General features: G+C 63.1%; 19 protein-coding genes. 1 reads left to right on the plus strand and 18 read right to left on the minus strand.

What is annotated here, in order from left to right:
* Window positions 1-239: 239 nt before the first annotated feature.
* The 12 genes from ISG32_RS06980 to ISG32_RS07035 all read right to left on the minus strand — a co-directional run bounded on the left by ISG32_RS06980 (window position 240) and on the right by ISG32_RS07035 (window position 13,232).
* A complete protein-coding gene (locus tag ISG32_RS06980; protein ID WP_194770267.1) occupies window positions 240-731 on the minus strand; it encodes a thioesterase family protein in 492 nt (163 codons plus the stop codon).
* Between the two features lie 10 nt (window positions 732-741).
* Entirely contained in the window at window positions 742-1,518 is a 777-nt protein-coding gene (locus ISG32_RS06985) for an enoyl-CoA hydratase (RefSeq protein WP_194770268.1), read from the minus strand.
* A gap of 65 nt (window positions 1,519-1,583) precedes the next feature.
* Window positions 1,584-2,417, minus strand: coding sequence for an acyl-CoA thioesterase (locus ISG32_RS06990; protein WP_194770269.1), 834 nt, complete (start codon window positions 2,415-2,417; stop codon window positions 1,584-1,586).
* A 118-nt stretch (window positions 2,418-2,535) separates the two neighbouring features.
* Complete coding sequence (locus ISG32_RS06995) at window positions 2,536-3,732, minus strand: acetyl-CoA C-acyltransferase (protein ID WP_194770270.1); 1,197 nt, start codon at window positions 3,730-3,732, stop codon at window positions 2,536-2,538.
* Window positions 3,733-3,760: 28 nt separating this feature from the next.
* The gene (locus tag ISG32_RS07000) at window positions 3,761-6,163 is read right to left on the minus strand and encodes a 3-hydroxyacyl-CoA dehydrogenase/enoyl-CoA hydratase family protein (protein ID WP_194770271.1); all 2,403 of its coding nucleotides are present in this window, start codon (window positions 6,161-6,163) and stop codon (window positions 3,761-3,763) included.
* A 28-nt stretch (window positions 6,164-6,191) separates the two neighbouring features.
* Window positions 6,192-6,626 carry a DUF2147 domain-containing protein gene (locus tag ISG32_RS07005; protein ID WP_194770272.1) on the minus strand — a complete coding sequence of 145 codons (435 nt, stop codon included), beginning with the start codon at window positions 6,624-6,626 and terminating at the stop codon, window positions 6,192-6,194.
* A gap of 43 nt (window positions 6,627-6,669) precedes the next feature.
* Window positions 6,670-8,466, minus strand: a complete 1,797-nt coding sequence (locus ISG32_RS07010; protein WP_194770273.1) for an acyl-CoA dehydrogenase C-terminal domain-containing protein — start codon at window positions 8,464-8,466, stop codon at window positions 6,670-6,672.
* 75 nt (window positions 8,467-8,541) lie between these two features.
* Window positions 8,542-9,210, minus strand: coding sequence for a TetR/AcrR family transcriptional regulator (locus tag ISG32_RS07015; RefSeq protein WP_194770274.1), 669 nt, complete (start codon window positions 9,208-9,210; stop codon window positions 8,542-8,544).
* 170 nt (window positions 9,211-9,380) lie between these two features.
* Complete coding sequence (gene slmA / locus ISG32_RS07020; protein WP_194770275.1) at window positions 9,381-10,031, minus strand: nucleoid occlusion factor SlmA; 651 nt, start codon at window positions 10,029-10,031, stop codon at window positions 9,381-9,383.
* A 207-nt stretch (window positions 10,032-10,238) separates the two neighbouring features.
* Entirely contained in the window at window positions 10,239-11,129 is an 891-nt protein-coding gene (argB, locus tag ISG32_RS07025; protein WP_194770276.1) for an acetylglutamate kinase, read from the minus strand.
* A gap of 211 nt (window positions 11,130-11,340) precedes the next feature.
* The gene (locus tag ISG32_RS07030) at window positions 11,341-12,447 is read right to left on the minus strand and encodes a glycosyltransferase family 4 protein (protein ID WP_194770277.1); all 1,107 of its coding nucleotides are present in this window, start codon (window positions 12,445-12,447) and stop codon (window positions 11,341-11,343) included.
* Complete coding sequence (locus tag ISG32_RS07035) at window positions 12,444-13,232, minus strand: glycosyltransferase (protein ID WP_194770278.1); 789 nt, start codon at window positions 13,230-13,232, stop codon at window positions 12,444-12,446. Before ISG32_RS07035 ends, ISG32_RS07030 begins: the two co-directional genes overlap by 4 nt.
* Before the next feature lie 85 nt (window positions 13,233-13,317).
* Here ISG32_RS07035 and ISG32_RS07040 point away from each other — a divergent pair, with 85 nt between their 5' ends.
* Window positions 13,318-17,148 (plus strand): methyltransferase domain-containing protein, encoded by a 3,831-nt coding sequence (locus tag ISG32_RS07040; protein ID WP_194770279.1) that lies wholly within the window; start codon window positions 13,318-13,320, stop codon window positions 17,146-17,148.
* Window positions 17,149-17,223: 75 nt separating this feature from the next.
* Here ISG32_RS07040 and ISG32_RS07045 read toward each other — a convergent pair whose 3' ends face one another.
* The 6 genes from ISG32_RS07045 to ISG32_RS07070 form a co-directional block, all read right to left on the minus strand.
* Window positions 17,224-19,830, minus strand: coding sequence for a DUF7657 domain-containing protein (locus ISG32_RS07045; protein WP_194770280.1), 2,607 nt, complete (start codon window positions 19,828-19,830; stop codon window positions 17,224-17,226).
* Window positions 19,831-19,896: 66 nt separating this feature from the next.
* Window positions 19,897-20,496 carry a methyltransferase domain-containing protein gene (locus tag ISG32_RS07050; RefSeq protein ID WP_194770281.1) on the minus strand — a complete coding sequence of 200 codons (600 nt, stop codon included), beginning with the start codon at window positions 20,494-20,496 and terminating at the stop codon, window positions 19,897-19,899.
* Between the two features lie 190 nt (window positions 20,497-20,686).
* Window positions 20,687-21,577: a class I SAM-dependent methyltransferase gene (locus tag ISG32_RS07055; RefSeq protein ID WP_228529631.1), complete on the minus strand. Its 891-nt coding sequence runs from the start codon at window positions 21,575-21,577 to the stop codon at window positions 20,687-20,689.
* A 48-nt stretch (window positions 21,578-21,625) separates the two neighbouring features.
* Window positions 21,626-22,930 carry an ABC transporter ATP-binding protein gene (locus ISG32_RS07060; protein ID WP_194770282.1) on the minus strand — a complete coding sequence of 435 codons (1,305 nt, stop codon included), beginning with the start codon at window positions 22,928-22,930 and terminating at the stop codon, window positions 21,626-21,628.
* Complete coding sequence (locus ISG32_RS07065; RefSeq protein WP_194770283.1) at window positions 22,927-23,727, minus strand: ABC transporter permease; 801 nt, start codon at window positions 23,725-23,727, stop codon at window positions 22,927-22,929. The genes ISG32_RS07060 and ISG32_RS07065 overlap by 4 nt, the downstream gene beginning before the upstream one ends.
* A gap of 235 nt (window positions 23,728-23,962) precedes the next feature.
* On the minus strand, window positions 23,963-24,862 hold the full coding sequence (locus ISG32_RS07070) for a peptidylprolyl isomerase (RefSeq protein ID WP_194770284.1): 900 nt from the start codon (window positions 24,860-24,862) through the stop codon (window positions 23,963-23,965).
* Window positions 24,863-25,067: the final 205 nt, after the last annotated feature.

Consider the following 25,067-nt stretch of genomic DNA (forward strand, 5'->3'; position numbering starts at 1 on the left):
GCTCGAAAAATCGGGAAATGAAAGCGCAGCCGAACCGCCTCAAGTGTGTTTGCACATGCTTTCTGATGCTGCCGCAAGACAGTCAATAGCACGCGTGCCCTATGGCGAAGAATCGTAATGAGGAAATAAGGCCTCGAACGTCTTGTTAGGCAAGAAGCGTAACCAAATGGGTCTGATTTTCCAGTTTCTCGCAGTGTTTGCAGCGCCAGGCTGCGGCGGCATGGCCTGCCGCCGCGCTTTCAGGAGACGATGTAGGACGCCGTGCCGACCGAGAGCAGCTCGTCGCTCGCCGAAAGAAACTCCATGCGCACGGTCGCCACGCGCGAGCCGAGCCGCAGCACCTGAGCGCGCTGCTTGAACTGCGCGCCGATCGCGGCGCGCAGATAGTCGATGCGCAAATCGATGGTGCCGAGCCTGGAAAAGCGCTGCAGCCGCTTGGCGGGCGGCTCATCCATATGGCGCGCGCCGATGGCCGCCATCACCGCCAGCCCGGCCATGGAATCGAGCGCCGCGCTGATCACGCCGCCGTGCACTCGATTGAAGGCGAAGTGGCCGACCAGCTCGGGCTTCATCGCGATCCGCGACTCCACGCCCTGCGGCGCGATGCGCGTGATCTGCAGACCGAGCACCTGATTGAACGCGATCTGGCGCTCGAAGATGTCGGTCAGCGCGTCGATGAACTCGGGTTCGAAGGTGACCGCATCGGCAGCGATGGACACGTCCTGCTTCATGCAGCGTCCATCACAGCTTGCTGAAATCGGGCGCGCGCTTTTCCATGAAGGCCGTGAAAGCCTCCTTGGCGGCGGGTTCGCCGAGCATGCGGCCAAAGCTCGCGGCCTCTTCGTCGATGCGCGCAAGCAGCTCGTCGGCATGGGTCTTCTTGAGCAGGCGCTTGGTTTCCATCAGCGATGCGAGCGACTTCGCGGCGAGTTTTTTCGCCTGCATCTGCGCAAGCATGTTGCATTCGGTGGGCGGCACCACGCGGTTGACCAGCCCCACCTCGAGCGCCGCCTCGGCCATGAAGGGCTCGCCCAGCAGCAGCGCTTCGGCAGCGCGGTGGTAGCCGAGCATCTGTGGCGCCAGCAGGCTGGAGCCCGCTTCGGGACATACGCCCAGATTCACGAACGGCATGGAGAACGCGGCGTTGTCGCCCGCGTAGACCAGATCGCAATGGAACAGCATCGTGGTGCCCACGCCGACCGCCGGGCCGCAGACGGCCGCGAGCATCGGCTTGGGGAACGTGGCAAGGCATCGCAGAAAGCGGAACACCGGCGCGTCGTGAGTCGTCGGCGGATGGTTCAGAAAATCACTGATGTCGTTGCCTGCGCTGAAGATCGCCACATCGCCCTGAAACACCAGCACGCGGGTCGCCGCGTCGGCCTTGGCGTTGTCGAGCGCATCCGCCATCTGCGTGTACATCGACGCCGTGAACGAATTCTTCTTCGAGACACGATTGAAGGTGATGGTGGTGACACCTTGTTCGTGGTGGACCAGAAGGTCCTGTGCGGGCGTGCTCATGTGGGGCTCCTGAATATGAATGGGGAATCGAACGGGCGCGGCCCCATGAGGCCCGCCGCCTGCGCTCATTCCTTGTAGTAGACGATTTGACTGGTGGTGGCCAGCATCAGGCCATCCGCGTTCCACAATTGTGCCGTCTGATCGCAGAAGCCATTGCGGAATTCCTGCGCACGGGCCTGCGCGAACAGATGGCCGGTGCCGGTCTGAGCCAGTTGCTCGCCGCTCGCGTGAAAGTACGTGGTGATCGATACCGTGCCCGCCGGCACCTGACGCGCGCGGCGCAGCCAGGGACGCGGAAAGAACACGTCGGACGCCGCCGCCAGCCCCACGAAATCAAGCATGCGCTCTGGCGCATCGCGCACCCACAGTTGCGAGAGGCTGGTGTCGCCACGGTCATCCCAGACCGTCGGCAGATTGCCAGAGACCGGACGCATCTCGTAGGAGCTCAACCACTGCGAGCGGAATGCCGGCGCAGCACGCTCGCATTCCAGCGGACCGGGAACGATGGGCATCGGCGCGTCGGTGACGCTCCAGGTCTCGCGGCGCACGGCCGTCACGACCGTGGCGGTCGTCGCGATCACCACTTCGCCGTCGGCGTTCGCCTGTTCGAGCGTGACGATCCAGTGCTGCGTCGAGCGGTTGGTGCGCGCGGGCGTGGCCCGCACCGTGAACTCACCGGCCGTCACCGCACCCGCGAAATTCACCGTGAGCGACAGCGGATCGCCAAGCAGTTGGGGATGTTTCAAGACCGCCTGCAGCAGCGTGGCGGCGGTGATCCCGCCGAACGGACCGACCATGTTCCAGTAGGCATCGGTCGTGCGGCCGGTGTAGATGCCCTGCTCGCTCGTCTCCAGCAGCAAGGCATCGTCCAGAGGATGAATCGTGGCTTGATTTGTCATGTGTGCCAGTGTGCCGTTTTTTGCGGAAAGCGGTGGTCGTGATGGTGACTCGCCATTCCCCAAATGCGCCAAAGCGATGGGCGGACATCGACATGCCCGCCGCATCGCCTCGTGGAGATCAGACCCGCTCGAAGATACCGGCGGCGCCCTGTCCCATGCCGACGCACATGGTCACCATGCCGTACTTGAGCTTCTTGCGCTGCAGCGCATGCACCACCGTGGCCGAGCGGATCGCACCCGTCGCGCCCAGCGGGTGGCCCAGCGCAATCGCGCCGCCCATGGGGTTCACCTTGGACATGTCGAGCCCCAGCGTGTTGATCACGGCGAGCGACTGCGCGGCGAACGCTTCGTTGAGTTCGAACCAGTCGATATCGTCCTGCTTCAGGCCCGCATAGCGCAGCGCGGCCGGAATCGCCTCGATGGGGCCGATGCCCATGATTTCCGGCGGCACGCCCTTGCTCGCATAGCTCACGAAACGCGCGAGCGGCGTGAGGCCAAAGCGCTTGACCGCAGCCTCGCTCGCCAGAATCAGCGCGCCCGTGCCGTCGCTGGTCTGCGAGCTGTTGCCCGCCGTGACCGAGCCGCGTGCGGCGAACACCGTGCGCAGCTTGGCCAGCCCTTCCAGTGAGGTATCGGGACGCGGGCCCTCGTCGAGGCTCACGGTGCGCGTGCTGGCCATCGTCTCGCCCTTGGCGAGGTCCAGGCCTCGGTCCGTCACCTCGATGGGCGTGATCTCGCTCGCGAACTCGCCCGCCTGCTGCGCGGCAATCGCGCGCTTGTGCGACTCCAGTGCGAAGGCATCCTGCGCGTCACGCGTGACCTTCCACTGCTGCGCCACCTTCTCGGCGGTCAGCCCCATGCCGTAGGCGATGCCCACATCGCCATCGCGCTCGAAGATCGAGGGCGAAAGCGATGGCGCATTGCCCATCATCGGCACCATGCTCATGCTCTCCACGCCGGCGGCAATCATCACGTCGGCCTCGCCCACGCGGATACGATCCGCCGCCATCGCGACGGCCGACAGGCCCGACGCGCAGAAGCGGTTCACGGTGATGCCACCCACGCTGGTGGGCAGTCCCGCGAGCACCGCGCCAATGCGCGCCACATTCAGCCCCTGTTGAGCTTCGGGAATCGCGCAGCCGCAGATGATGTCCTCGATCGCTTTCGGATCGAGGCTGGGCACCTGCGCGAGCGCGGATTTCAGAATCGTCGCGAGCAGATCGTCGGGACGGTAGTTGCGGAAAAAGCCCTTGTGCGAACGACCGATCGGCGTGCGCGTGGCGGCAACGATGTAGGCGTCTTGCTGTTGTTTCATATTCAGTACTCCTTGCGTGACGCGTTCATCAATTGCGTACCGGCTTGCCGGTGTTGAGCATGCCCAAGATGCGCTCATGCGTCTTCGGATGGGCGATCAGGTGCGTGAACGCCTTGCGTTCCAGCTTCATCAGATATTGCTCATCCACCAGCGTGCCCGCATCCACATCACCACCGCAGACGATCTCTGCGATCAGCGAGGCGATGTGTTGGTCGAATTCGCTGATGAAGCCGCCGTCGCGCATATTCACGAGCGAGCCCTTGATCGTCGCAACGCCGCTGCGGCCTGCGACCGGGAAGGTGCGGGCCAGAGGGGCGCGCCAGCCGCCGTTTGCCATGGACTTGGCCTCATTGATGGCAACGTAGAGCAGCTCATCCTTGTGCGCGACGATGATGTCGCTGTCGAGCAGATAGCCGAGCTTGCGTGACTCGATCGCGCTGGTACCGACCTTGGCCATCGCCGCTGCGGTGAAGCCTTCGGTGAGAAACGGCAGCAGATCTTTGCCCGTACTGGTGGCTGCGTTTTCGGCAGCGCGACGTGCAATGTAAGTGAGGCCACCTGCGCCGGGCACGAGACCCACGCCCACTTCGACGAGGCCGATGTAGCTCTCCATGTGCGCCACGCGGCGGGCGGAATAAACAGCGAGTTCGCAACCACCGCCCAGCGCCATGCCGTGGATCGCGGCGATCACCGGCACCTGCGCGTAGCGCATGCGCAGCATCATGTTCTGCAGTTCCTGCTCGATGCTTTCAATCGCGTCGGCGCCGCCGACGACGAACGCCGGCATGGTCGCTTCCAGATCGGCGCCTACGCTGAACGGCGCGTCGCCGGACCAGATCACCATCGCCTTGAAATCGGACTCGGCCACGTCGACCGCTTCCATCAGGCCTTCCATGACTTCGGGGCTGATGGCGTGCATCTTGTTCTTGATGCTGGCGATCAGCACTTCGCCGTCCAGCGTCCAGGTGCGCAGCGCCTTCGATTCGGCAATCGTCGTGCCTGCGGTCTGCCAGTCGGGCAGATTGGTTTCGCCAAGCAGCTTCTCGGGGAAGATCTGGCGCTCGTATACAGGCAGCTCGCGACGCGGGATGAACTTGCCTTGCGATGCGCTCCACGAACCCTGCGCGGTGTGCACGCCACCGGCTTCGGCCACGGGGCCTTCGAACACCCACTTGGGCAGCGGCGCCTTGGTCAGCGCCTTGCCCGCATCGATGTCTTCCTGCACCATCTTCGCCACGTCGAGCCAGCCGGCTTCCTGCCACAGCTCGAACGGACCCTGCTTCATGCCAAAGCCCCAGCGCATGGCCTGGTCGATGTCGCGCGCGGTATCGGCGATGTGCTCCAGATGAATCGCGGCGTAGTGAAAGCTGTCGCGCAGAATCGCCCAGAGGAACTGGCCCTGCGGGCCTTCCGCGCCGCGCAGCAGTTTCAGGCGCTCGCCCGCAGGCTTCTTGAGCATGCGGCCGTAGACCTCGTCGCTCTTCTGGCCTGCGGGGATGTACTCCTCGCTCGCCAGTTCAAACTGCAGAATGTCGCGGCCGAACTTCTTGAAGAAACCGGCCTTGGTCTTCTGGCCCAGGTTCTTCAGGTCGAGCAGCTTCTGCAGCACCGCCGGTGTGCCGAAGTTGCCGTAGAACGGGTCGGTCTCGAGACTCAGGTTGTCCTGCAGCGTCTTGATGACGTGCGCCATCGTGTCCAGACCCACCACGTCCGCCGTGCGGAACGTGCCGCTCGATGCGCGGCCCAGCTTCTTGCCGGTGAGATCGTCCACCACGTCGTAGGTGAGGCCGAAGTTCTCCGCCTGCTTCATGGTCGAGAGCATGCCGGCGATGCCGATGCGGTTGGCGATGAAGTTGGGCGTGTCATGCGCGCGCACGATGCCCTTGCCGAGCGTCGAGGTGACGAAGGTTTCGAGCTGGTCGAGCACTTCGGGCTTGGTCGTCGGCGTGTTGATCAGCTCCACCAGCTGCATGTAGCGCGGCGGGTTGAAGAAGTGGATGCCGCAGAAGCGCGGCTTGATCGCGTCGGGCAGCGCCTCGGAGAGCTTGGTGATCGACAGGCCCGACGTGTTCGACGCGACCAGCGCGGTCTTGGCGACGAACGGTGCGATCTTGTGATACAGATCGAGCTTCCAGTCCATGCGCTCGGCAATGGCTTCGATGATCAGGTCGCAGCCCTTGAGCAGCTTCATGTGCTCTTCGTAGTTCGCGGGCTGGATCAGATCGGCGTCTTCGGCCACGCCGATCGGCGAGGGCTTGAGCTTCTTGAGATTGGCGATCGCCTTCTCCGCAATCGCGCTCTTCGGACCTTCCTTGGCGGGCAGGTCGAACAGGATCACGGGCACCTTCACATTGACGAGATGGGCGGCGATCTGCGCGCCCATCACGCCCGCGCCGAGCACGGCGACTTTCTTCACCTGGAATCGGGACATGTTCATAGTTCCTTGGGAATTCTTGTGTTCAATTCACGCGTTGCCAGACCTGGGTGCGCCAAAAAGGGCCCAGATATCCGCGCACTTCAAGCTTGGCTCCGCCGTCGGTGGGCGTGAAGCTCGCGCGGTATTCCTTGCCGTTCTCGGGATCGATGATCTTGCCGCCGGACCACACGTCCTTGTCGGCCTCTTTCTTGCCGCCGCGGATGATCTCGAGCCCGACGATGGGCTTGTCCTTGCGGTCGCCCGTGCATTCCGCGCAGACGTCCGCAGGACTCGCGCCCTTCTTGAGCACCTTCTCGATGCTGCCCTTCAGGCCGCCGGCTTCTTCGGTGACGCGGACTTCGGCCTTGGCCTCACCGGTCTTGTCGTCCATGTTGCGCCAGAGGCCGACGGGCGACATCTGTGCGAATGCGGGCACGGCGAGCGCCATGCCCAGCACGGCTGCGAAGCATTTCTTCATAGGGCCTCCTGCGTCAAAGGTACTCAAGTGGTCGCGTGCTGGTTCAGGCGAGTGCCGCGTCGGTGTCCATCAGCGACTTCGAGCCTGCGCGTGCGGTGCGCATCAGCGATGCGGTTTCGGGGAACAGCTTGGCGAAGTAAAAACGCGCCGTCTGCAGCTTGCCCTGATAGAACGGATCGGTGCTGCCGTTGCCGATTTCGCGCAGCGCGACCTGCGCCATGCGGGCAAAGAAGTAACCGAACACGAGGTGACCCGCAACGCGCAGATAGTCCACGGAAGCCGCGCCCACTTCGTCGGGGTTCTGCATGCCCTTGAAGCCGATTTCGGTGGTGAACTTGGTCATCTGGTCGCCCAGCATCGCGATCGGATTGATGAACTCGGCCATCTTCTCGTTCACGCCTTCTTCCTCCACCAGCTGGCCGATGAGCTTGCCGAACTTCCTGAGCGTCGCGCCCTGGTTCGACAGGATCTTGCGGCCCAGCAGATCGAGCGCCTGAATGCCGTTCGTGCCTTCGTAGATCATGTTGATGCGCGCATCGCGCACGAACTGCTCCATGCCCCACTCCTTGATGAAGCCGTGGCCACCGTAGACCTGCTGGCTCATCGTCGTCGCGGCCCAGCCGTTGTCGGTCACGAAGGCCTTGACGATGGGCGTCAGCAGCGCGACGAGATCGGCGCTGTCCTTGCGCACCTTTTCATCGGGGTGATTGAGTTCCTTGTCGATCAGGAACGCGCTGTAGGTGATCAGCGCGCGGCCACCTTCGGCATAGGCCTTGGCGGTCAGCAGCATGCGGCGCACATCGGGGTGCACGATGATCGGATCGGCCGGCTTGTCCTTGGCCTTGGTGCCCGAGAGGCTGCGCATCTGCAGGCGATCCTTGGCGTAGACGAGCGCGTTCTGATACGCCACTTCCGTCAGACCCAGCGACTGATTGCCCACGCCCAGACGCGCCGCGTTCATCATCACGAACATCGCCTGCAGGCCCTTGTTGGGCTCGCCCACCAAGGTGCCGATGGCGCCGTCGATGTTGATCTGCGCGGTTGCATTGCCATGGATGCCCATCTTGTGTTCGAGCGCACCGCAGAAGATCGGGTTGCGCTCGCCGAGCGAGCCGTCGGCCTTCACGTTGAACTTGGGCACGAGGAACAGGCTGATGCCCTTCGAGCCGACCGGCGCATCGGGCAGGCGCGCGAGCACCAGATGCACGATGTTTTCGGTGAAGTCATGCTCACCCGCGCTGATGAAAATCTTGTTGCCGGTGATCTTGTAGGTGCCGTCCGCCTGCGGCTCGGCCTTGGAGCGCAGCAGGCCCAGGTCGGTGCCGCAGTGCGGCTCTGTCAGGCACATGGTGCCGGTCCACTCGCCGCTGGTGAGCTTGGGCAGATAGAGCTTCTTCTGCTCGTCCGTGCCGTAGGCATGCAGCGCTTCATACGCGCCGTGCGACAGGCCGGGGTACATGGTCCACGCCTGGTTCGCGCTGTTGAGCATTTCGTAGAGCGCCGAATTCACCACGAACGGCAGGCCCTGGCCGCCGTAGTCCGGGTCGCAGGAAAGCGCTGGCCAGCCGCCGTCGATGAACTGCTTGTAGGCTTCCTTGAAGCCCGTCGGCGTCTTCACTTCGTGCGTGGCCTTGTCGAGCACGCAGCCCTCTTCGTCGCCGCTGATGTTGAGGGGGAAAGTCACGTTGGCCGCGAACTTCCCGGCCTCTTCCAGCACCGCGTTGATGGTGTCGGCATCGACGTCGGCAAACGGCTTCATCTGCTGGTAGTCGTCGGTGATCTTGAAGACCTCATGCATGAGGAATTGCATGTCACGAAGCGGCGGCGTGTAAGTAGGCATGTGGACTCCGGGAAGAAAGGTTGAGGGTGAAAACGGTTTGTGGAATGTTCTGGAAAGCGGGTGCCGATGTGGATATCAGCTTGCGGCGGAAGCATCTGCGCCGTAGCGCTGGAGAATGCTGTTGAAGCCCCCCACGGCACGCTTGATCGAGCCGGGAGTGCGCAGAAAACGTGCCTCGTAGTGCAGCGCGAGAATCAGTCCGTGGATCTCGAAGAGCATCTGCTCGGCATCCACATCGGTCTGGAGCTGGCCGCACTCGGCGCATTGCTCGATGGCACGCTTCATGGCGGCGTGCCAGGTGAGCACGGAATTGGCGAGCGCATCGCGCACGGGGCCGGTACGGTCATCGAACTCGACCGCGCCGCTGATGTAGATGCAGCCCGAGTCGATTTCGATGGAGGTGCGCTTCATCCAGTTGTCGAACATCGCGCGCAGACGAGCAATGCCGCGCGGCGCAGTCATCGCCGGATAGAAAACTTCCTGCTCGAAACGCGTGTGGTATTCACGGATCACCGAGATCTGCAATTCCTCGCGTGAGCCAAAATGCGCGAACACGCCGGACTTGCTCATGCCGGTCACATCGGCGAGCGCGCCGATCGACAGTCCTTCTAGACCGATGTGCGTGGCCAGTCCCAAGGCGGCGTCGATGATGGTCGCCTTGGTCTGCTGCCCTTTTTGCAATACGCGGCCTTCGCGGCTTGCGGCAGCGCGTGCGGGCTTGGGAGAAGTGGTCGTGGCGGTCATGCTCAAGGATAAAACGAACGATCGTGCTATTTTGCACAAAAGTTTGCCACAACGCCAGTCTTTGATCTCTTCTTCTTGCAAATGCAGGGAAAACCCTTGCGAAAGCCTTTTTCAGTCAAAAAAAAATCCGCCTCGTGGCGGATTCTCTGATGAGTGAGCTATGTCAACGCTCAGTGCAGCAATGCGAGCACGTTCTGAATGTCGTCCGCCGGCGAGCTCTTGAAGCCCGATCGCACAAAGCGCAGCAGGCGGCCACGCATCAGATCGCCCAGCAGTGCGGCGCGCATTTGCGCCTCCGCCGTCGGCGCTGCGGCTCCGGCCGCATCCGCGCCATCGCGCAGGCATTGGCGCAGCGACGCCTCAATCTTGTCGAAGAACAGGTTCATGCGCTGTTGCAGGCGCTCGTTCTCGAACACCAGCGCATCGCCGACCATGACCTTCACCATGCCCGGATTGCGCTCGGCGAACTGCAGCACCATCGTCACGATGCGCAGCGCCTGCTGCGTGCCGTCGATGGCGCTGGCGGCATCCACTGGCGGCTCGGTGATGCGGTTGATCAGCGTGAACACGCTGCTTTCGATGAACTCGATCAGCCCTTCGAACATCTGCGCCTTGCTGGCGAAGTGGCGATAGAGCGCGGCCTCGCTGACCTCCAGCCGCGCGGCAAGCGCCGCCGTGGTGATGCGCTCAGCTCCCGGCTGTTGCAGCATGGCGGCCAGCGCCTGCAGGATTTGCACCCTGCGCTCTCCCGGGCGCGGACGCTTGCGTGCAGCTGTAGGCACGGCGGATGTGACGATTTCGGTTTCTTCTACTGAGGACATAGGCTCGCATTCGCAACAGTTGTAAGGAGAATTTTCGCACACTCACTTACCAAATCGCATTGGAGGTCACTTGAGCTGTACAAATTCAAGAATTGCCAACCCGTCAACGGTCCATGTCGACACGCCTGCATTCGGTCGCCAGACCGCATGCAGCCTCGCTGCCGGGACATGCGATGGTCCACGGCAGAGGCTATGTAAAGATGTGGCTCAGTAGCTGCGAATCATGGTGCCGTAGGCCTGATCGGTCAGGATTTCCAGCAGCATGGAGTGCGGCACGCGGCCGTCGACGATGTGCACCGCGTTCACGCCGCTCTTGGCCGCGTCGATGGCACCGGCGAGCTTGGGCAGCATGCCCCCGGAGATCGTGCCGTCTTCGATGAGGTCGTCGATCTCGCGCGAGGTCAGCTCGGTCAGCAGCTTGCCCTGCTTGTCGAGCACGCCGGGGATGTTGGTGAGCAGCACCAGCTTCTCGGCCTGCAGCACGGAAGCCAGCTTGCTCGCCACCACGTCGGCGTTGATGTTGTAGCTCTCGTTCTCTTCGCCAAAGCCGATGGGGCTGATGACGGGGATAAACGCGTCGTCCTGCAGCGCCTTCACCACGCTCGGGTCGATGGCGACGATGTCACCCACCTGGCCCACGTCGTGTTCGATGTTGGGATCCTTGTTGTCGAGCAGCTTGAGCTTCTTGGCGCGGATCAGGCCACCGTCGCGACCGGTCAGGCCCACGGCCTTGCCGCCCGCCTGGTTGATCAGGCCCACGATGTCCTGCTGCACTTCGCCGGCCAGCACCCACTCGACCACTTCCATGGTTTCGGAGTCGGTCACGCGCATGCCCTGAATGAATTCGCCCTTCTTGCCGAGGCGCTTGAGCGCGGTCTCGATCTGCGGGCCACCGCCGTGCACCACGACCGGATTCATGCCGACCAGCTTGAGCAGCACCACGTCTTCGGCGAAGTCGGCCTGCAGTTCAGGATCGGTCATGGCGTTGCCGCCGTACTTGATCACCATGGTCTTGCCATGGAACTTGCGGATGTAGGGAAGCGCCTGGGCCAGGATTTCGGCCTTGTCGCGCGGGGCAATCGAGGAAAGATCGTTCATGGATGGAGGCCGTCCGGAAAAGGAGGTGGTCAGTGAATCGGATAACCTCAAATTGTGCCGCAAACGCAGGCACGCCGGGACATTCGGCCGGCAATAGCGCCCCGATCCAGTGCGCCAATCGGTGCCCATGGCACTATGAGACTGTCACGACGCATGAAACTCGCGCTCCCCAAGCAAGGGCAGGCGCGCCGCGCCTCAGGGGGCAGCGGTTTCAGTGCTTGATCCAGTTCGGCACTTTGAAGCGGACGATGCACAGGTAGGCCACCACGTAGCTCACCATGAACAATCCGCAGAAGGCGATCAGCACCCAGGTCTTGTTCCAGAACAGCACGGCAGGCACCACGGTGAGCAAGGTGAACGCCCAGAGATACGGCGACGTGCGGTTGTTGCGCATCAGCATGCGGCGCGATTCGTCATCGTGGAACACACCGATCACGATGCGGCGATAGATCAGCTGGTGAAAGTGCAGCGCATCCGCCATGCCCGGCGACACGCCGCGCGCGAGCTTGCGATAGATGGAGAACAAAGTCTCCCAGATCGGATAGATCAGCAGCAGCACCGGGAACCACGGCGAAACGTCCGGATTGCGCTGCACCAACGAAATGCTGACCATCGCGATCACCACGCCCCAGATATAGGCTCCGCCGTCTCCGGCGAACAGCATGCCGCGCGGGTAGTTCCAGACCAGAAATCCCCCGGTCACGGCGGCAAGGCAGATGATCAGCGAGCCGAGCGCGCGGTCGTTCACCTGCAGGCACACATGGGCCAGGGCCAGACTGATGACCAACGCCACCATGCCAGCGAGTCCGTTGTAGCCGTCGATGATGTTGAACGCGTGCGGCAGCCCGGCAATCGCCAGCAGCACAATGCCCATGCCGATCCACGGTGCCTGGATCAGCAGCGCATCAAGCCATGGAACCCCGAGGCGCGGAATGTTCATGCCCAGCAGCCAGATCGCCAGCACGCCCGACAACAGCGTGAGCGCGAGCCGGTAGCGCACCGTCATGCGCTGCGTCATGTCCTCGACGATGCCGCCCAGCGCCGCCGGCAGCAGCGCCACGATCCACCAGTACGCCCAGTTGCCCAGCCGCAGCGAGCCCGGGTCACCGGCCTGCGTGGACTGCACCACGCCCACCGCCCAGCTCACGCACAGCCCCGTCAGGAGCGCCACGCCTCCCATGCGCGGCACCTCGCCCGTATGGAAGCGCTGGGGCTTGAACTCGTCGTAATGCGGCGTGCGACGCCCTCGCAGCGCGCGAATGATCAGCGCGGCAGTGAGGCTGGAGACCAGAAAACCAATCAGGGACAACCAGATCATGTGCGCTCGGCCCCTGCGGGAATCGACGCCATGGGCGGCAACTGCCGCGCCCGACGATAGACAGACGAAGTCCAGAGCCTGAGCAGGCTGGCCACATGCCACGCCAGATGAGAAAGCGAGCGGCCACTCGCACGCTGTGCCGCATGAATCAATTGCACCGGGGCTCGCACAATGCGCCAGCCGGCAAGCCGAATACGCAAACTCAGATCGACATCCTCACAGTACATGAAATAACGCTCGTCAAAACCTCGAACCTGCCTCCACACGGACGCAGGCAAAACCAGACAGGCACCATTGACCCAATCCAGACGCTTCTCGGACTGTCCCTGGACACGACGTTGCCAAAGTGCAACAGGTGTAGGCAAGGCGCGCTCGCTGTCCTGCACGCGGCCCGTCTCATCGACTTGCACCGGATAGGCGCAACCGACCCCTGACTGGGCAGCGGTCGCCACCAGAGCGGCGAACGGATCCGCATTCAGACGGATGTCCGGATTGAGCACGCACACGAAGTCTTCCATGGCTCCGGACAGCGCGCGGTTGTGGTTTTCACCGAAGCCCAATGGACTCTCGTTGCGCCTCACCTCCAGCTCGAAAGGCCAATGGCCATCGGGGCCTCCGGGCAGAGACACCTCCTCCAGCGGCTTGTTCAGCGTCAATACCACCCGATGGATGGAAGGCCCACTGAAATGTTTCAGGTCGTTGAGCAAATCTGTCACGGAAGCACCATGACCATGGCTCACTATCGACACGACCAGATGCCTTGGAATTGTTATCTCGGAATCCATTGGATGCGTATTGTCCTCGTTACAGGCTCCATCCGTGTCATTAATTGATTCCCGCCAAGCGTTGTGGCTTAGTCATAATTCGGGGATGACACAGAATATTGAGGATTTGCACGTCTATCTGCGCAAAATCCGCCCGGGCGAACGCACCTCGCTGTCGGTTATCGCAAGTTTAGTTCATCAGAATGCCACGGTCCTCGACCTTGGCTGCGGCAGCGGTGCGCTCGGACAGTATCTGAAAGAGACTCTGGGCTGCACCAGTGACGGCCTGACATGGAGCGAGGCCGAGGCCGCCCATGCCCGCCCGAACTACGGCCAGGTCGAAGTCGCAGATCTGGAAACCTGCGATTTACTTGCTTTATTTACAAATAAACACTACGACTACATTGTCTGCGCAGACGTGCTGGAGCACCTGCGCCAGCCAGAGCGGATTCTGAGTGCCTGCCGCAAGCTGCTCAAGCCCGAAGGCAAGCTTTTGGTGTCGGTGCCCAATGCAGGTTACGCAGGCCTCGTCGCCGAACTGCTGCAGGGTGAATTCCGCTACCGCGAAGAGGGCCTGCTCGACCGTACCCACCTGCGGTTCTTTACCCGCCGTTCGCTCGCCCGCTTTCTCGGCGAGAACGCCTGGCGCATCGATGTGCTCGACACCGTGCGCCGCGAGCTGCCCGAATCGGAGTTCAAGACCCAGTTCGACGATCTGCCGCCCGCCGTCGCGCGCTACCTGCTCGCCACGCCCGACGCCCTCGCCTACCAGTTCATCGGCGCCGCGCACCCCGTGGCCGAGCCGGTCACGGACAATCCGGATCAGGCCACCGAACACGAACCGGCGCATGCGCTGTTCACTTCCCAGCTTTATGTGGATCTTGGCAACGGCTACGCCGAAGACACCAAGATCAGCGCCACCGGAGCGATGGGCGAAGAACGCCAGCGCGTGAAATTCGAGATCCCCGTCGCCGATTCGCCATTGAGTCATTTGCGGCTCGATCCCGCCGACCGCCCCGGTTTTCTGTATCTGTACTCCATCGTGCTGCGCGCCGCGAACGGTGATGCGCTCTGGAGCTGGTCGCCCGACCAGCCCGACCACTTCCGCCTTGCCAAGACGCCGCAGCACCAGATTCTCTGGCAGCCTCCTGCCCCGCGCGTGTCCTCGGCCACGGTGATGCTGCTCACCGGCGACGATCCGTGGCTTGAATTGCCGCTCGCCCAAGCGGACCTCGCGGGCGCGCTTGAGCAGACGCTCACGCTCGAACTCGAGGTCGGCTGGCCCATGTCGGCTGACTATCTGGCAATGGCCCACCAGGTGCAGCCGCTGCATTCGCACATCGACCAGCTGAGCACGCATGTCGGGGACTTGAGCGGAAAGATCGTCGACCTGAACGGCCAGATCAACACCCTCAACGGTGAAACCTCCAGCCTCATCCACTCGCTGGCGGCCAGCGAAAACCAGCGCCGCAGCTTCCAGGACGAGTCCGCGCAGTTCCAGCGCAACGCGACGCGGCTCGAGCACGAGCTCGTCAAGGTGCAGGGCGAGTTCAAGGATCTCGCCGAGCATCTGAAGAACATTGAAAACTCGACGGTCTTCAAGGCGACGCGGCCTCTGGTCAACGCCAAGATCGCACTCGACCGCCTGCGTGGTCGCGCGCCCAAGCATGAAAAATTGAAGGTCAAGCGGTTCGTGCAGTCGACCGCGCCGGCCACGCCGATCGCGCCCACGACCCATCCCGTGGACGTGATCGTGCCGGTCTACAGAGGCCTGGCCGACACGCAACTGTGCGTGGAATCGGTGCTCGCCGCGCCGGTGCAGGTGCCCTACCGCCTCATCGTCATCAACGACTGCAGCCCCGAGCCCGAAGTCACGGACTGGCTACGCAAGCGCGCGGCTGGCGAGCCACGCATCATGCTGCTCGAGAATGAGGAAAACCTCGGCTTCGTGGGCACGGTCAACCGCGGCATGGCGCTGTCGGACGCGAACGACGTGCTGCTGCTCAACAGCGACACCGAAGTCGCCAACAACTGGCTCGACCGCATCCGCGCGGCGGCCTATGGCGACAAGAAGATCGCCTCGGTCACGCCGTTCTCGACCAACGCGACGATCTGCAGCTATCCGCGTTTCTGCGAAGACAACCCGCTGCCGCCCGGCTACGACACCGCGCGCATGGACGCGCTGTGCGCGAGAACCAACCCCGGTGCCGTCGTCGACGTGCCCACGGGCGTGGGCTTCTGCATGTACATCCGCCGCGACAGCCTGAAGGACGTCGGCCTTTTCGACGTCAAGAACTTCGGCAAGGGCTACGGCGAGGAGAACGACTTCTGCCAGCGCGCGGAAGGTGCCGGCTGGCGCAATCTGCATCTGCTCGACACTTTCGTGCTGCACACCGGCGGCGTGAGCTTCGGCGACAGCAAAAGCCCGCGCGAGCGCGCGGCCATGGAAAAGCTCGCGCGCCTGCATCCGAACTACGCGACGGATGTGCACAAGTTCGTGCAGGCCGACCCGGCGCGCCCGTATCGCCTCGCGCTCGACGTGGCCCGCATCCGCGACGCCAATCAGCCCGTGATTCTGGCCGTGCTGCACGACCGCGCGGGCGGCACGGTGCGCCATGTGCGCGAGCTCGCCGAACATCTTGCCGACAAGGCCGTGTTCCTCACGCTCACGCCATCGGCCAACAGGAGCCTGACCCTGCGCATGGCCTCCGAGGCCGAGGGCTTCGATCTCGTGTTCAAGATCGACGAGCAGTTCGAAGACCTGCTCAACGTGCTGCGCCAGCTGCATGTCTCGCATGTGCATTTCCACCACCTGCTGGGGCACGACAAGCATGTGCGCGACATTCCAGCGCTGCTGAACGTCACCTACGACTTCACCGCGCACGATTTCTACAGCTACTGCACCTACATCACCATCACCGGCGAAGACAACCGCTACCAAGGCGAGCTCTCCCCCGGTCAATGCAAGTGCTGCACGCCCGACATGCCCGCGCCGATGGAAGGCAATGTGGCCCGCTGGCGCGGTGCCAACGCGCGCTTCCTGAGCGCCGCGCGCACGGTGATCACGCCAAGCCATGACACGGCCAAGCGCATCATCGGCTTTGCACCCGCCGCCAACGTGCACGCGATCCAGCACACCGACATCGACGCGAACGTACCTCTGCCGGTTCCCGCGCCACAGCCGATCACTGACAACCGCGCGCTGCGCATCGTCGTGCTCGGCGCGCTCAGCGCCATCAAGGGTGCCGACGTGCTCGAAGCCGCCGCCGTCGAGGCCGCGCGCCAGGGGGCGCCCATCGAGTTCCACCTGCTCGGCTACGGCTACCGCCACCTGCTGAGCCAGCCCAAGGCCGCGCTCAGCGTTCACGGCGCGTACAAGGAAGAGGAACTGCCCCAGTTGCTCGCGTGGCTCAAGCCCGACCTGATCTGGTTCCCCGCGCAATGGCCCGAAACCTACAGCTACACGCTGAGCGCCGCGCTGCAGGCTGGTCTGCCGGTCGTCGTGCCCGACATCGGCGCCTTCGCCGAACGCGTGGTCGCGCGTCCATGGACCTGGATCCACGAATGGGATCGCGACGCCAAGGAATGGGTCGGTTTCTTCGAGCAGATCCGCAACGAGAACTTTGCGCCCGCCATTGCTCCGTCGCTCGAATCGGCCCAGCCCGAAGCGCCCAAGGTGCCCGAAGCCGAGGCCTGGACCTACCGCAGCGATTACTTCAGCCACATGTCCGCGCCCTCGGAACCCGCAGCCGATGCGGTGCCGCTCGAAGGTGACTACATGGCGCAGTTCGTCCCGGAGCGTGCTTACAGCGGCGCGACCAAGGCGGGCATTCTGGGAATGCTGGTCTATCTGCGCTCGCTGCCGGTGCTGCGCGGCGTGGCGCGCAAGATTCCGCCGCAGTTTCAGCGGCAAGTGAAGACGTGGCTGAACGGCTGATCGGACGTCACCCTATCCACAAAAAATGGGCTCCTCGTCGGGAGCCCATTTTTCTTTCCGCGTCGCTCGATGGACTTATGGAATCACCCGAAACAGCGTCCAGTTCGCGCCATCGGTCTTTTCCAACTGCAAATGCAAGTTGCGCTTTAGCGACTCGCCATCCTGCATGGTGGCGAGCACAAAGTCCGCCTTCACCTTCGCAAAGTCGAAGCGCTCGGGCTGCACGCCGAGCGTCACCGCGTCCATGCGCGGGCTGCTGATGCGGAAGTCCTCGCCAGCTAGCTCGGGTTCGAGCTTGATCTGCATGAACTGGTAGCGGTTGTAGACCTGCTCCTGTCTGCCCTCGGGATCCAGTTCGCGCCAGAACTTCAGCGGTGGATCATAGAAGAAGCTGTTGACCACGCCCACGCCTGTCACCGGCAGCGCGCTCACCCAGAGGTCCTGGTTGACCACGGCGACACGCGCGGGAGCACTGGCTCCCGGAGGCTTCAGTACGGACTGCAGCTCCGGCAGCAATTGCACGTGCTGGGGTGCCTGCTGCAGCGGATTGAACGGCAGGCTCACGGCCAGTGTCCACGCGGCGCTGATCGCCACCGCGCTCCAGACGCGGCCTCGCACCACCAGATAGGCCAGCCACGCCGCACCCGCCAGAATCAGTGCCAACACGGCCGGATTCAGCCAGTCCTGCATGGGCACGGGCATCGCGGTGAGATGGTGCCAGTTGATCCACGCAAACCCTGCGGCGGTCAGCGCCGCGCAAGCCTGCAGCAACGACGCTCTGGCGCGCGAGCGTTCTGCCCATTCACGCAGCGCCGCGGCTTCCTGCATGAAGTAGCCCAGCAAAAGGACCTGTGCCAGCACCAGCGCCACATCGAGCCGGAAGGCGGGCACCTTGCCCCAGAGCGTCACGCGCGCGAGCCACGCGGGAATGCCCACGAACATGTGCACCAGCACGAACGCAATGAACGCCCACAGCACGAGCACCAGCGCGTCGATGGAGCGCTTGATGACAACGTGCAGCAGCGTGGCCACCGCCAGCGGAATCAGAAGATAGAGGCTGCCTGCCGCATCGCTCGGAATCGACCACTGCGAACTCGCGTAGAGCGTCACCAGATTCGCCAGTCCCTTGGACAGATGCCAGGGCTCGACGTAGCCGCCCAGCTCCACTGAGCGCTGCCCCGGATACACCGTCTGCCCGAGCGCCCGAATGGCCTCGTGCGCATCGCCCCACCAAGCCCCCAGCAGCGCGCCGCCGACCAGTACGGCCAGCACCGCGCCCACGACCTGCGCCGTGCCGACGCTCCAACGCGAACGCGTCCGCCACAACTGCGCGAGCGTGGCCAGCGCCATCAGGTAGGCCAGCGGAATCTGCCAGCCCGGATACAGCACCAGCACAAAGCCCGCCGCCGACCAGCCCAGCACCATGCCCCACCATCCTGCAGCGAGTTTGCCTTCGGCCAGCATCATCCTCACGGCGGCCAGCGCCGCGAGCAACGGGAAAAAGCTCACGTAGGCCGGCCACCCGGACCACCCCACCGAATAGGCCGAACCCGGCACCAGCACCGCCAGCACCGCCGCCTTGCGCCAGTCCATCACGAACCAGCAGCGCAGCACCGCCCACAGCGCGAGAAAGCAGGCGAAGAACGGAAACCACCAATGCCACGCCAGCGCGCGCTTCAGATCGAGCGAGAAAAAGCCCCAGCTCGCAGGCTTGGCAATCGCTTCGAGCCCCAGCGTGGGCGTGCCGCTCATGCCCACGACATTCATGTTCTGGCCGTACACGCCATGCAGCAGATTGAGCGAAGCGAGCGGATTCGGCGCGGCGCTCTGGCTCATGGCCAGCGGCGTGACGATCAGCCATTCATCGCGCCGCACCTCCTGCGCCTTGCCGAGGAAATTCGCACCGTCATGCTGCAGGATCCCCGCCCGATCCAGCAGCAAAGGAAGCGATGAACCGCTCCAGCCCGCCGCCACCAGCAACGCGAAGGACGCCAGCACCGCCGCGATGAATCCACGCGCGCCCGCGATGCCGTCGCGCCGCGCAAACGCGAGCAGCAGATACGCCACGGGCAACAAGGCGGCCAACGCGAGCGCCAGTTGGGCTCTAGTGGAAGGCTTGCGCGCGCCTTCGGGAATCTGCACCTGCCGTGCCGATTCGCTGAGTTCCAGATCGAAGCGCCCCCCATCACCATTCGTGACGCTCACGCGCAGCGGGAAGCTGCCTGCGGATGCATCCTGGGGCAGACGCACCGGAAGATGAAAACCGCTGTTCAGCCACAGCGCCTGTTTCGTGGACTCGACGACATCGGGCCGGTTGGTCAGAAAGCCGAGGCGGCCACGATAGACGGATCGGTCACCGAGCCAGATCTCCACCAGCGTGACGTAGACGCTCGGGTTGTACGCGGCGGCCCAGCCCTGCAGGGTCAGCACGCCGTCACGCACCTCGGCCCTGTCGACAAAGCCCTTGCCTGCGGCCTGAACGCCATTGGCAGCAACGGGCGCGTCCAACCCGGCACGCGTATCCCGCGCATGGGTTGAAGTGGAAAACAAAGCGATGACGAGCCACAGAAGCAGCGCGAACACCGTCATCCAGATGTGGCGGCGCGGCTGTATGGCCTCTACGGCAATGGACAGAAAACTCCTCGGCAGCATGGTGTGCGCGGCTTGCGCACGATGCGCCAACCCTGTTCCTCCTGTGCCGCGCAAGTTAACACAGTTTGCCACGGCCTCCGCTCCGAGGGAGGACGCTTATCTGTACCCCGGCATCACCCGATAGCGCAGCTGCTGCATGAGCCTGCGGCGCAGCATCTGCATGCCGTTGAGCTGCGGCTGGCGGAACACGCCGACGGTGTCGCCCCAGGCCGCGCTGTCCTCACTCGCGTGTGGCTCCCAGTCGGTGCTCACCTGCAGCAACTCCAGCGACGCGTACTTGGCGAGCGCGCGGTAGGCATCAGGATAGAAGCGCCAGCAGTCCTGCGGATAGCGGTGCTCTGGCCCGCGCGACGGCGCGAGCAGAAAGATATGACCGCCCGGCTTGAGCACGCGCACCATTTCGAGCCACGAGCACCAGAAGTACTCCACATGCTCGAAGGCCTGTCCGGAGACGATCACGTCAACGGAGAAGCTGTCGAACGGCAGACGATAAGGCGACTCGAGCACCACATCCACGTTCGGCCCGGCCCCCAGGTCCACGCCGGTGTATTGCCAGCTTGGGTGCAGAAAGAACTGCTTGTAGCTGCCGTTGACGTCGTAGCTGCCGATGTCGATGATCTTGAGCGGCTTGTTCGTGCTGCCCGAGAGGTATTTGTGGACCAGCCCCTGTACGTGGGCCAGCGAACTTGTATGCATGCTTCCGAATCCTTGCAAAATCAGTTTTCAGGCGCTTCACGTCTCCGACGGCACGTCAACCTGGCGTGGCGCAGGCGAGGGCAGCCGCGCAAGGGCCGCCCCGCAGCGCTGGCTGCGTCCCCCTGCCCGCATTGCAACGCAATGCGAGAGCGGGGGGAAGGCGCGAAGCGACTCAGGGGGTGTGCTCCCTTCACGGCTTCTCGATGACGATGGCGTCCTGGTGGTGCCAGAACTGACGCTCGGCCACCTTGAGCAATCGCGCCTCGGGCAGCGTCTCGGCGATGCGGGCGCGCACAAAAGCTTCGGACGTGAAGGTCGTTCCGTACTCCTGACCATCGATCGCGTTCGATTCGCTCGACGCGACGAAAAAGTAGCCGTTGTCATCCAGCGTGACGTTCTGCTTGAACACGGCTTCCGCGCCGTGCGTGGTGAACACCAGCACGCCGCCCGGCTCCACCATGTCGAAGATGCGGCGCAGCCAGCGCGACCATGTTGATGCGGGCAAGTGCGTGAACAGCGACAGCACGAACACCAGATCATGCTTTTTGTTCCATTGCACCTGCTCGGGCACGGAAGGCGACACGAAGCCCTCCACGCCGAAGGTGCGACGCGAGAACTCCACCGAGTCCACCACCACGTCGTTGGCCACCACGCGCTCAGCACCCAGCGCCTTCACCAGATGGCGCGTGAAACGGCCGTGGCCGCTCGCGAACTCCAGAACGCTCCGGGTACGCAGCAGCGGGTGACCCACCTCTTCGAGCAACAGCACCAGTTCGGACAGGGTGCGCCAGCCATCGGCCAGATAGTCGCGGATCGGGTTCAGACTGGAGGGATGGGCGGCAAAGAACTTGAAGATGTCGTCGGCCTCCGAGATCTGGCAGGGGCACCCCATCCACTGGCCATACGACAGCAGAGGGAAGTGTTCCTCGATCAGGTTGTGCGCGGCCAGGCGGGTCGCGGCAACGTCGCGCGCCGCCACCAGCGCCTGACCAGCGGCCTCCATCTCGCCACGGCCCATCAGGGCCTTGGCCTCTGCGATGGGGTCGGGAATGGTCGTCGAAGCGTTATCAGAGGACATCATCAATATCTGGAAAATTCGTTGAAAGGCCGGAACGGCCAAGGCGGAGCATCAGGTCCATTCGTGCGGAAGGCGCACCAGCCCCGGCATGAGCGTCGGCGACACGAAGCGGAAATGCTGATAGTGCAGCCACGCATCGTAAAGCACGAGACCGCTTTCATCGAACAGGTAGGCGCTGACCACATATTCTCCGCTGTGCAGCGGGAGATTCGGAAAGCGCAGCACGGACTCCCATGTCCCGTCGGCAAGACGACGCGGATGCGCGCCCTCTTCATGCGTGGCCAGCGAGGTGATGCCCGTGCCCTGAGACTGCTCGATCATGAAACCGAGATTCGGTCGCTCATCGCCGCGTCCGCGCACATGGAAGGTGACCGCGAGGTCCACGCTCTCGAGCAGCGGCGGCTTGCCCTCGCCGAGATCGGCAATCGTCACCGACAGCATGCTCGCGCCCAGACCGTCCGGGTTGGACGGCATGCGCGTGCCGGTGGTTTCTGGCTTTGCGGGCAGATCATCATCCAGCGCGTTGAGCGTCACATCGGACTCGTCTGCCCCGCCCTCGATCAACGCAGGTTGCAGTGCCGGTGCTGCCGCGTCCGAACGCAGACGGCTGTGCATCTCGTACGAGCCCATGACCGCCTCGGTCGGCCCCATCTCCATCACCTGCCCGCCCTTGAGCCAGATGGCCTGATCGCAAAGATGGCGGATGTGGTACGAGCTGTGCGAGCAGAACAGAATCGTGCAGCCCGCGTCGCGGAACTCCATGATGCGCGCCACGCACTTCTTCTGGAAATGCTGGTCGCCCACGGCAAGCGCCTCGTCGATGATCAGCACATCGGGCGGCACGGCGGTGATCAGCGCGAAGGCGAGTCGCACCGTCATGCCCGAGGAATAGGTCTTCACCGCCCGGTCCATCGCATCGCCGAGTTCGGAAAACGCGATGATGCCCGGTTCGAGCTTTGCCATTTCCTCGTGGCTGATGCCGATCAGGCTGCCCGCGAAATACAGGTTGTCGCGCCCGCTGAACTCGGGGTGAAATCCCGCGCCGAGCTCAAGAATCGCCGTCACGCGCCCCACGCGGTCGACCGTGCCCGAACTCGGCTGCATCGTGCCTGCCAGCAACTTGAGCAGCGAGCTCTTGCCCGCGCCGTTGTCACCCACCACGCCAACGCACTGGCCGCGCTTGAGTTCGAAAGAAATGTCCTTGAGCGCCCAATGGCTGCGATGGCGCACCTTGTCACTGAACAGCGCCTTGAAGCGCTCGCGCGGCGAATCGTAGAGCTTGTATTCCTTGCTCACATGGCTCACGCGCAGCACCACGTCATCGCTCAATTTCGCCGGAGACTTCTGTGCATTCATAGCCAATCCACCAACTGGTCATGGCTGCGGCGCACCGCCACCGACAACAGCAACGCCGCGCCTGCAATCCACAGCGCGAGAGCCAGCCAGACGTTCCAGGCGGGCCATGCCCCCTGCAACAGAATCGTCTGCCAGCCCGACACCACGGGCGTCATCGGATTGATCCACAGCACCCAACGCCATGCGGCCGGGAACATGGTCATCGGAAACAGCACCGGCGAGACGAAGATCCCGATCTGCAACGCAAAGCCCACGATCTGCACCGTGTCCCGCAACGCCGCCGCCATGATGGCGAACAGATAGGCCAGCAGAAAGCTCATCACCACTTGGAGCAGCAGCAACGGAATCACCGCAATCACCGGCAGCGCAAAGTGGTGCACCGGCGCATAGGCCAGCGTCAAAAGAAGCAGCATCGGCCCGAACACGACAGTGCTGGCCAACACCGTGCGCGCAGGAAAAATGATGGGTGGCAGCGCATTCTTCTGCAGCAGCCCGCCCGCATCCAGCAGACTCGTCGTGCCACGCCCAAACGCATCGCAAAACGCCATCCACGCCAGCGAACCGACAATCAGATACGTGCCCACCCGACTCGTGGGTGCATGCTCGCCCAGACGCATCGCGAACACGACATCGAACACCAGATAGTAGGCGGCCACCGTCAGCAACGGCTGGATATAGGCCCAGAGCACGCCCACGGCGGAGCCCTGATAGCGCGCGACGGCTTCGCGCCGCGTCAATACCGCCACCAGATTGCGCAGACGCCAGAGCTGCGCTAATTCAGACAGAAATGTTCCCATGCAAATGATGAATCGCAGGGTGATTTGGAATCAATCAAAAAGAGCAGAAACGACAACGCGAGAGGCTTGCCGATAAGCAAACCTACTCGCGCTAGAACCGTTTCCAAGCAAAGTACTTCGCACGCACAACCGTTAGTACAGGTCGGGCAGCGCACGAATGGTACCAGCGATTGCGACGAGCCCGTGACTTCTGACGCGATCACTCGCGTCGTGTCACGAGCTCAATTCAATATGATTACTTCTTGACGGGAGCGGAAACTGCGGGCTTCTCAGCACCCATTGCCTTGAGCGCGTCTTCATGGATCTTCGCATCCTTGATCAGCGCCTTGTTCTTTTCCAGACGCTTGTCTGACAACAACTTGGTCATGGAATCCGCCTTCAACTTGTCGGAGACTTCTTCAAACGCCAGCGTGCGGGCTGGTCGCTTGTCGGCAAATTGAATGATGTGCCACCCAAATTGGGTCTTGACCAGATCACTCAGCGGCTTGTCCTTGGAGAGTCCGGCCACGGTCTTGTCGAACTCGGGAACAAAACGTCCCGCCGGGCTGTAACCCAGATCCCCGCCTTTTTCGGCGTTGGACTTGTCATCGGAATTCTCTTTTGCCAATTTGGCGAAATCAGCACCGCCCTTGATTTCCGCCAGCAGTTTCTCCGCCTTGGCCTTCGATTCGGGGGTATCACCAGCGATCAGGATATGACTCACCTTGGTTTCGCCTGGCACTTCGAACGCCTTCGGGTTCGAGCGGTAATAGTCACGCGCGTACGCTTCGACCGCCTTTGCGTCAGGCGTATGCGAGGCGTCAAACTGCTCCATGCGCACGGTGGAAAGCACACGCTCCTTCGCGATCTGCACCTGAGCCTTCACTTCGGCCGAGTTCGCAATACCGTTTTTCTCAGCCTCTTGGGCAAGCAGACGTCGTGCAGCCAAGGTAGTGGCGATTTGCTTCAATGTCGCAGGATTGTCAAGAGCACGTTCCCGAGCACTAGGAGGGGCCAGAGCCAGCTCTGCACGGACATCCTGATCCGTCACCTTGACCGTTCCAACTTCCAGCACCACGGCGGGCTGAGCAGCCAGCGCGCCCGTGACAACACAAAGACCGAGAACGGCCACACCCAATTGACGAGACATTTTCATAACGATCGGAAAGTCCTTAATTCACGAAACAAACTACCAGCAGTTCAAAGAAGCAACGCTTCCAAGCGAATGCCGCGAACGGCCTGCGCACTGCACCACGAGCTTGAGTCCACTGCTTACAGGTCACACGATTGCTTCAAGCAACCATTTGGCGACTCAACGCCGCACAAGCTCCATGTCAATTTCGTAGAGATAAAAAAAGGCG

The organism is Diaphorobacter caeni (genome assembly GCF_015354245.1).
Classification (GTDB): Bacteria; Pseudomonadota; Gammaproteobacteria; order Burkholderiales; family Burkholderiaceae_C; genus Diaphorobacter_A; species Diaphorobacter_A caeni.

Bases quoted from the DNA above. Each gene is read 5' to 3' on its own strand.
- ISG32_RS06980 (WP_194770267.1), bottom strand. From the start codon at position 731: ATGAAGCAGGACGTGTCCATCGCTGCCGATGCGGTCACCTTCGAACCC.
- ISG32_RS06985 (WP_194770268.1), bottom strand. From the start codon at position 1,518: ATGAGCACGCCCGCACAGGACCTTCTGGTCCACCACGAACAAGGTGTC.
- ISG32_RS06990 (WP_194770269.1), bottom strand. From the start codon at position 2,417: ATGACAAATCAAGCCACGATTCATCCTCTGGACGATGCCTTGCTGCTG.
- ISG32_RS06995 (WP_194770270.1), bottom strand. From the start codon at position 3,732: ATGAAACAACAGCAAGACGCCTACATCGTTGCCGCCACGCGCACGCCG.
- ISG32_RS07000 (WP_194770271.1), bottom strand. From the start codon at position 6,163: ATGTCCCGATTCCAGGTGAAGAAAGTCGCCGTGCTCGGCGCGGGCGTG.
- ISG32_RS07005 (WP_194770272.1), bottom strand. From the start codon at position 6,626: ATGAAGAAATGCTTCGCAGCCGTGCTGGGCATGGCGCTCGCCGTGCCC.
- ISG32_RS07010 (WP_194770273.1), bottom strand. From the start codon at position 8,466: ATGCCTACTTACACGCCGCCGCTTCGTGACATGCAATTCCTCATGCAT.
- ISG32_RS07015 (WP_194770274.1), bottom strand. From the start codon at position 9,210: ATGACCGCCACGACCACTTCTCCCAAGCCCGCACGCGCTGCCGCAAGC.
- slmA (WP_194770275.1), bottom strand. From the start codon at position 10,031: ATGTCCTCAGTAGAAGAAACCGAAATCGTCACATCCGCCGTGCCTACA.
- argB (WP_194770276.1), bottom strand. From the start codon at position 11,129: ATGAACGATCTTTCCTCGATTGCCCCGCGCGACAAGGCCGAAATCCTG.
- ISG32_RS07030 (WP_194770277.1), bottom strand. From the start codon at position 12,447: ATGATCTGGTTGTCCCTGATTGGTTTTCTGGTCTCCAGCCTCACTGCC.
- ISG32_RS07035 (WP_194770278.1), bottom strand. From the start codon at position 13,232: ATGGATTCCGAGATAACAATTCCAAGGCATCTGGTCGTGTCGATAGTG.
- ISG32_RS07040 (WP_194770279.1), top strand. From the start codon at position 13,318: ATGACACAGAATATTGAGGATTTGCACGTCTATCTGCGCAAAATCCGC.
- ISG32_RS07050 (WP_194770281.1), bottom strand. From the start codon at position 20,496: ATGCATACAAGTTCGCTGGCCCACGTACAGGGGCTGGTCCACAAATAC.
- ISG32_RS07055 (WP_228529631.1), bottom strand. From the start codon at position 21,577: ATGATGTCCTCTGATAACGCTTCGACGACCATTCCCGACCCCATCGCA.
- ISG32_RS07060 (WP_194770282.1), bottom strand. From the start codon at position 22,930: ATGAATGCACAGAAGTCTCCGGCGAAATTGAGCGATGACGTGGTGCTG.
- ISG32_RS07065 (WP_194770283.1), bottom strand. From the start codon at position 23,727: ATGGGAACATTTCTGTCTGAATTAGCGCAGCTCTGGCGTCTGCGCAAT.
- ISG32_RS07070 (WP_194770284.1), bottom strand. From the start codon at position 24,862: ATGAAAATGTCTCGTCAATTGGGTGTGGCCGTTCTCGGTCTTTGTGTT.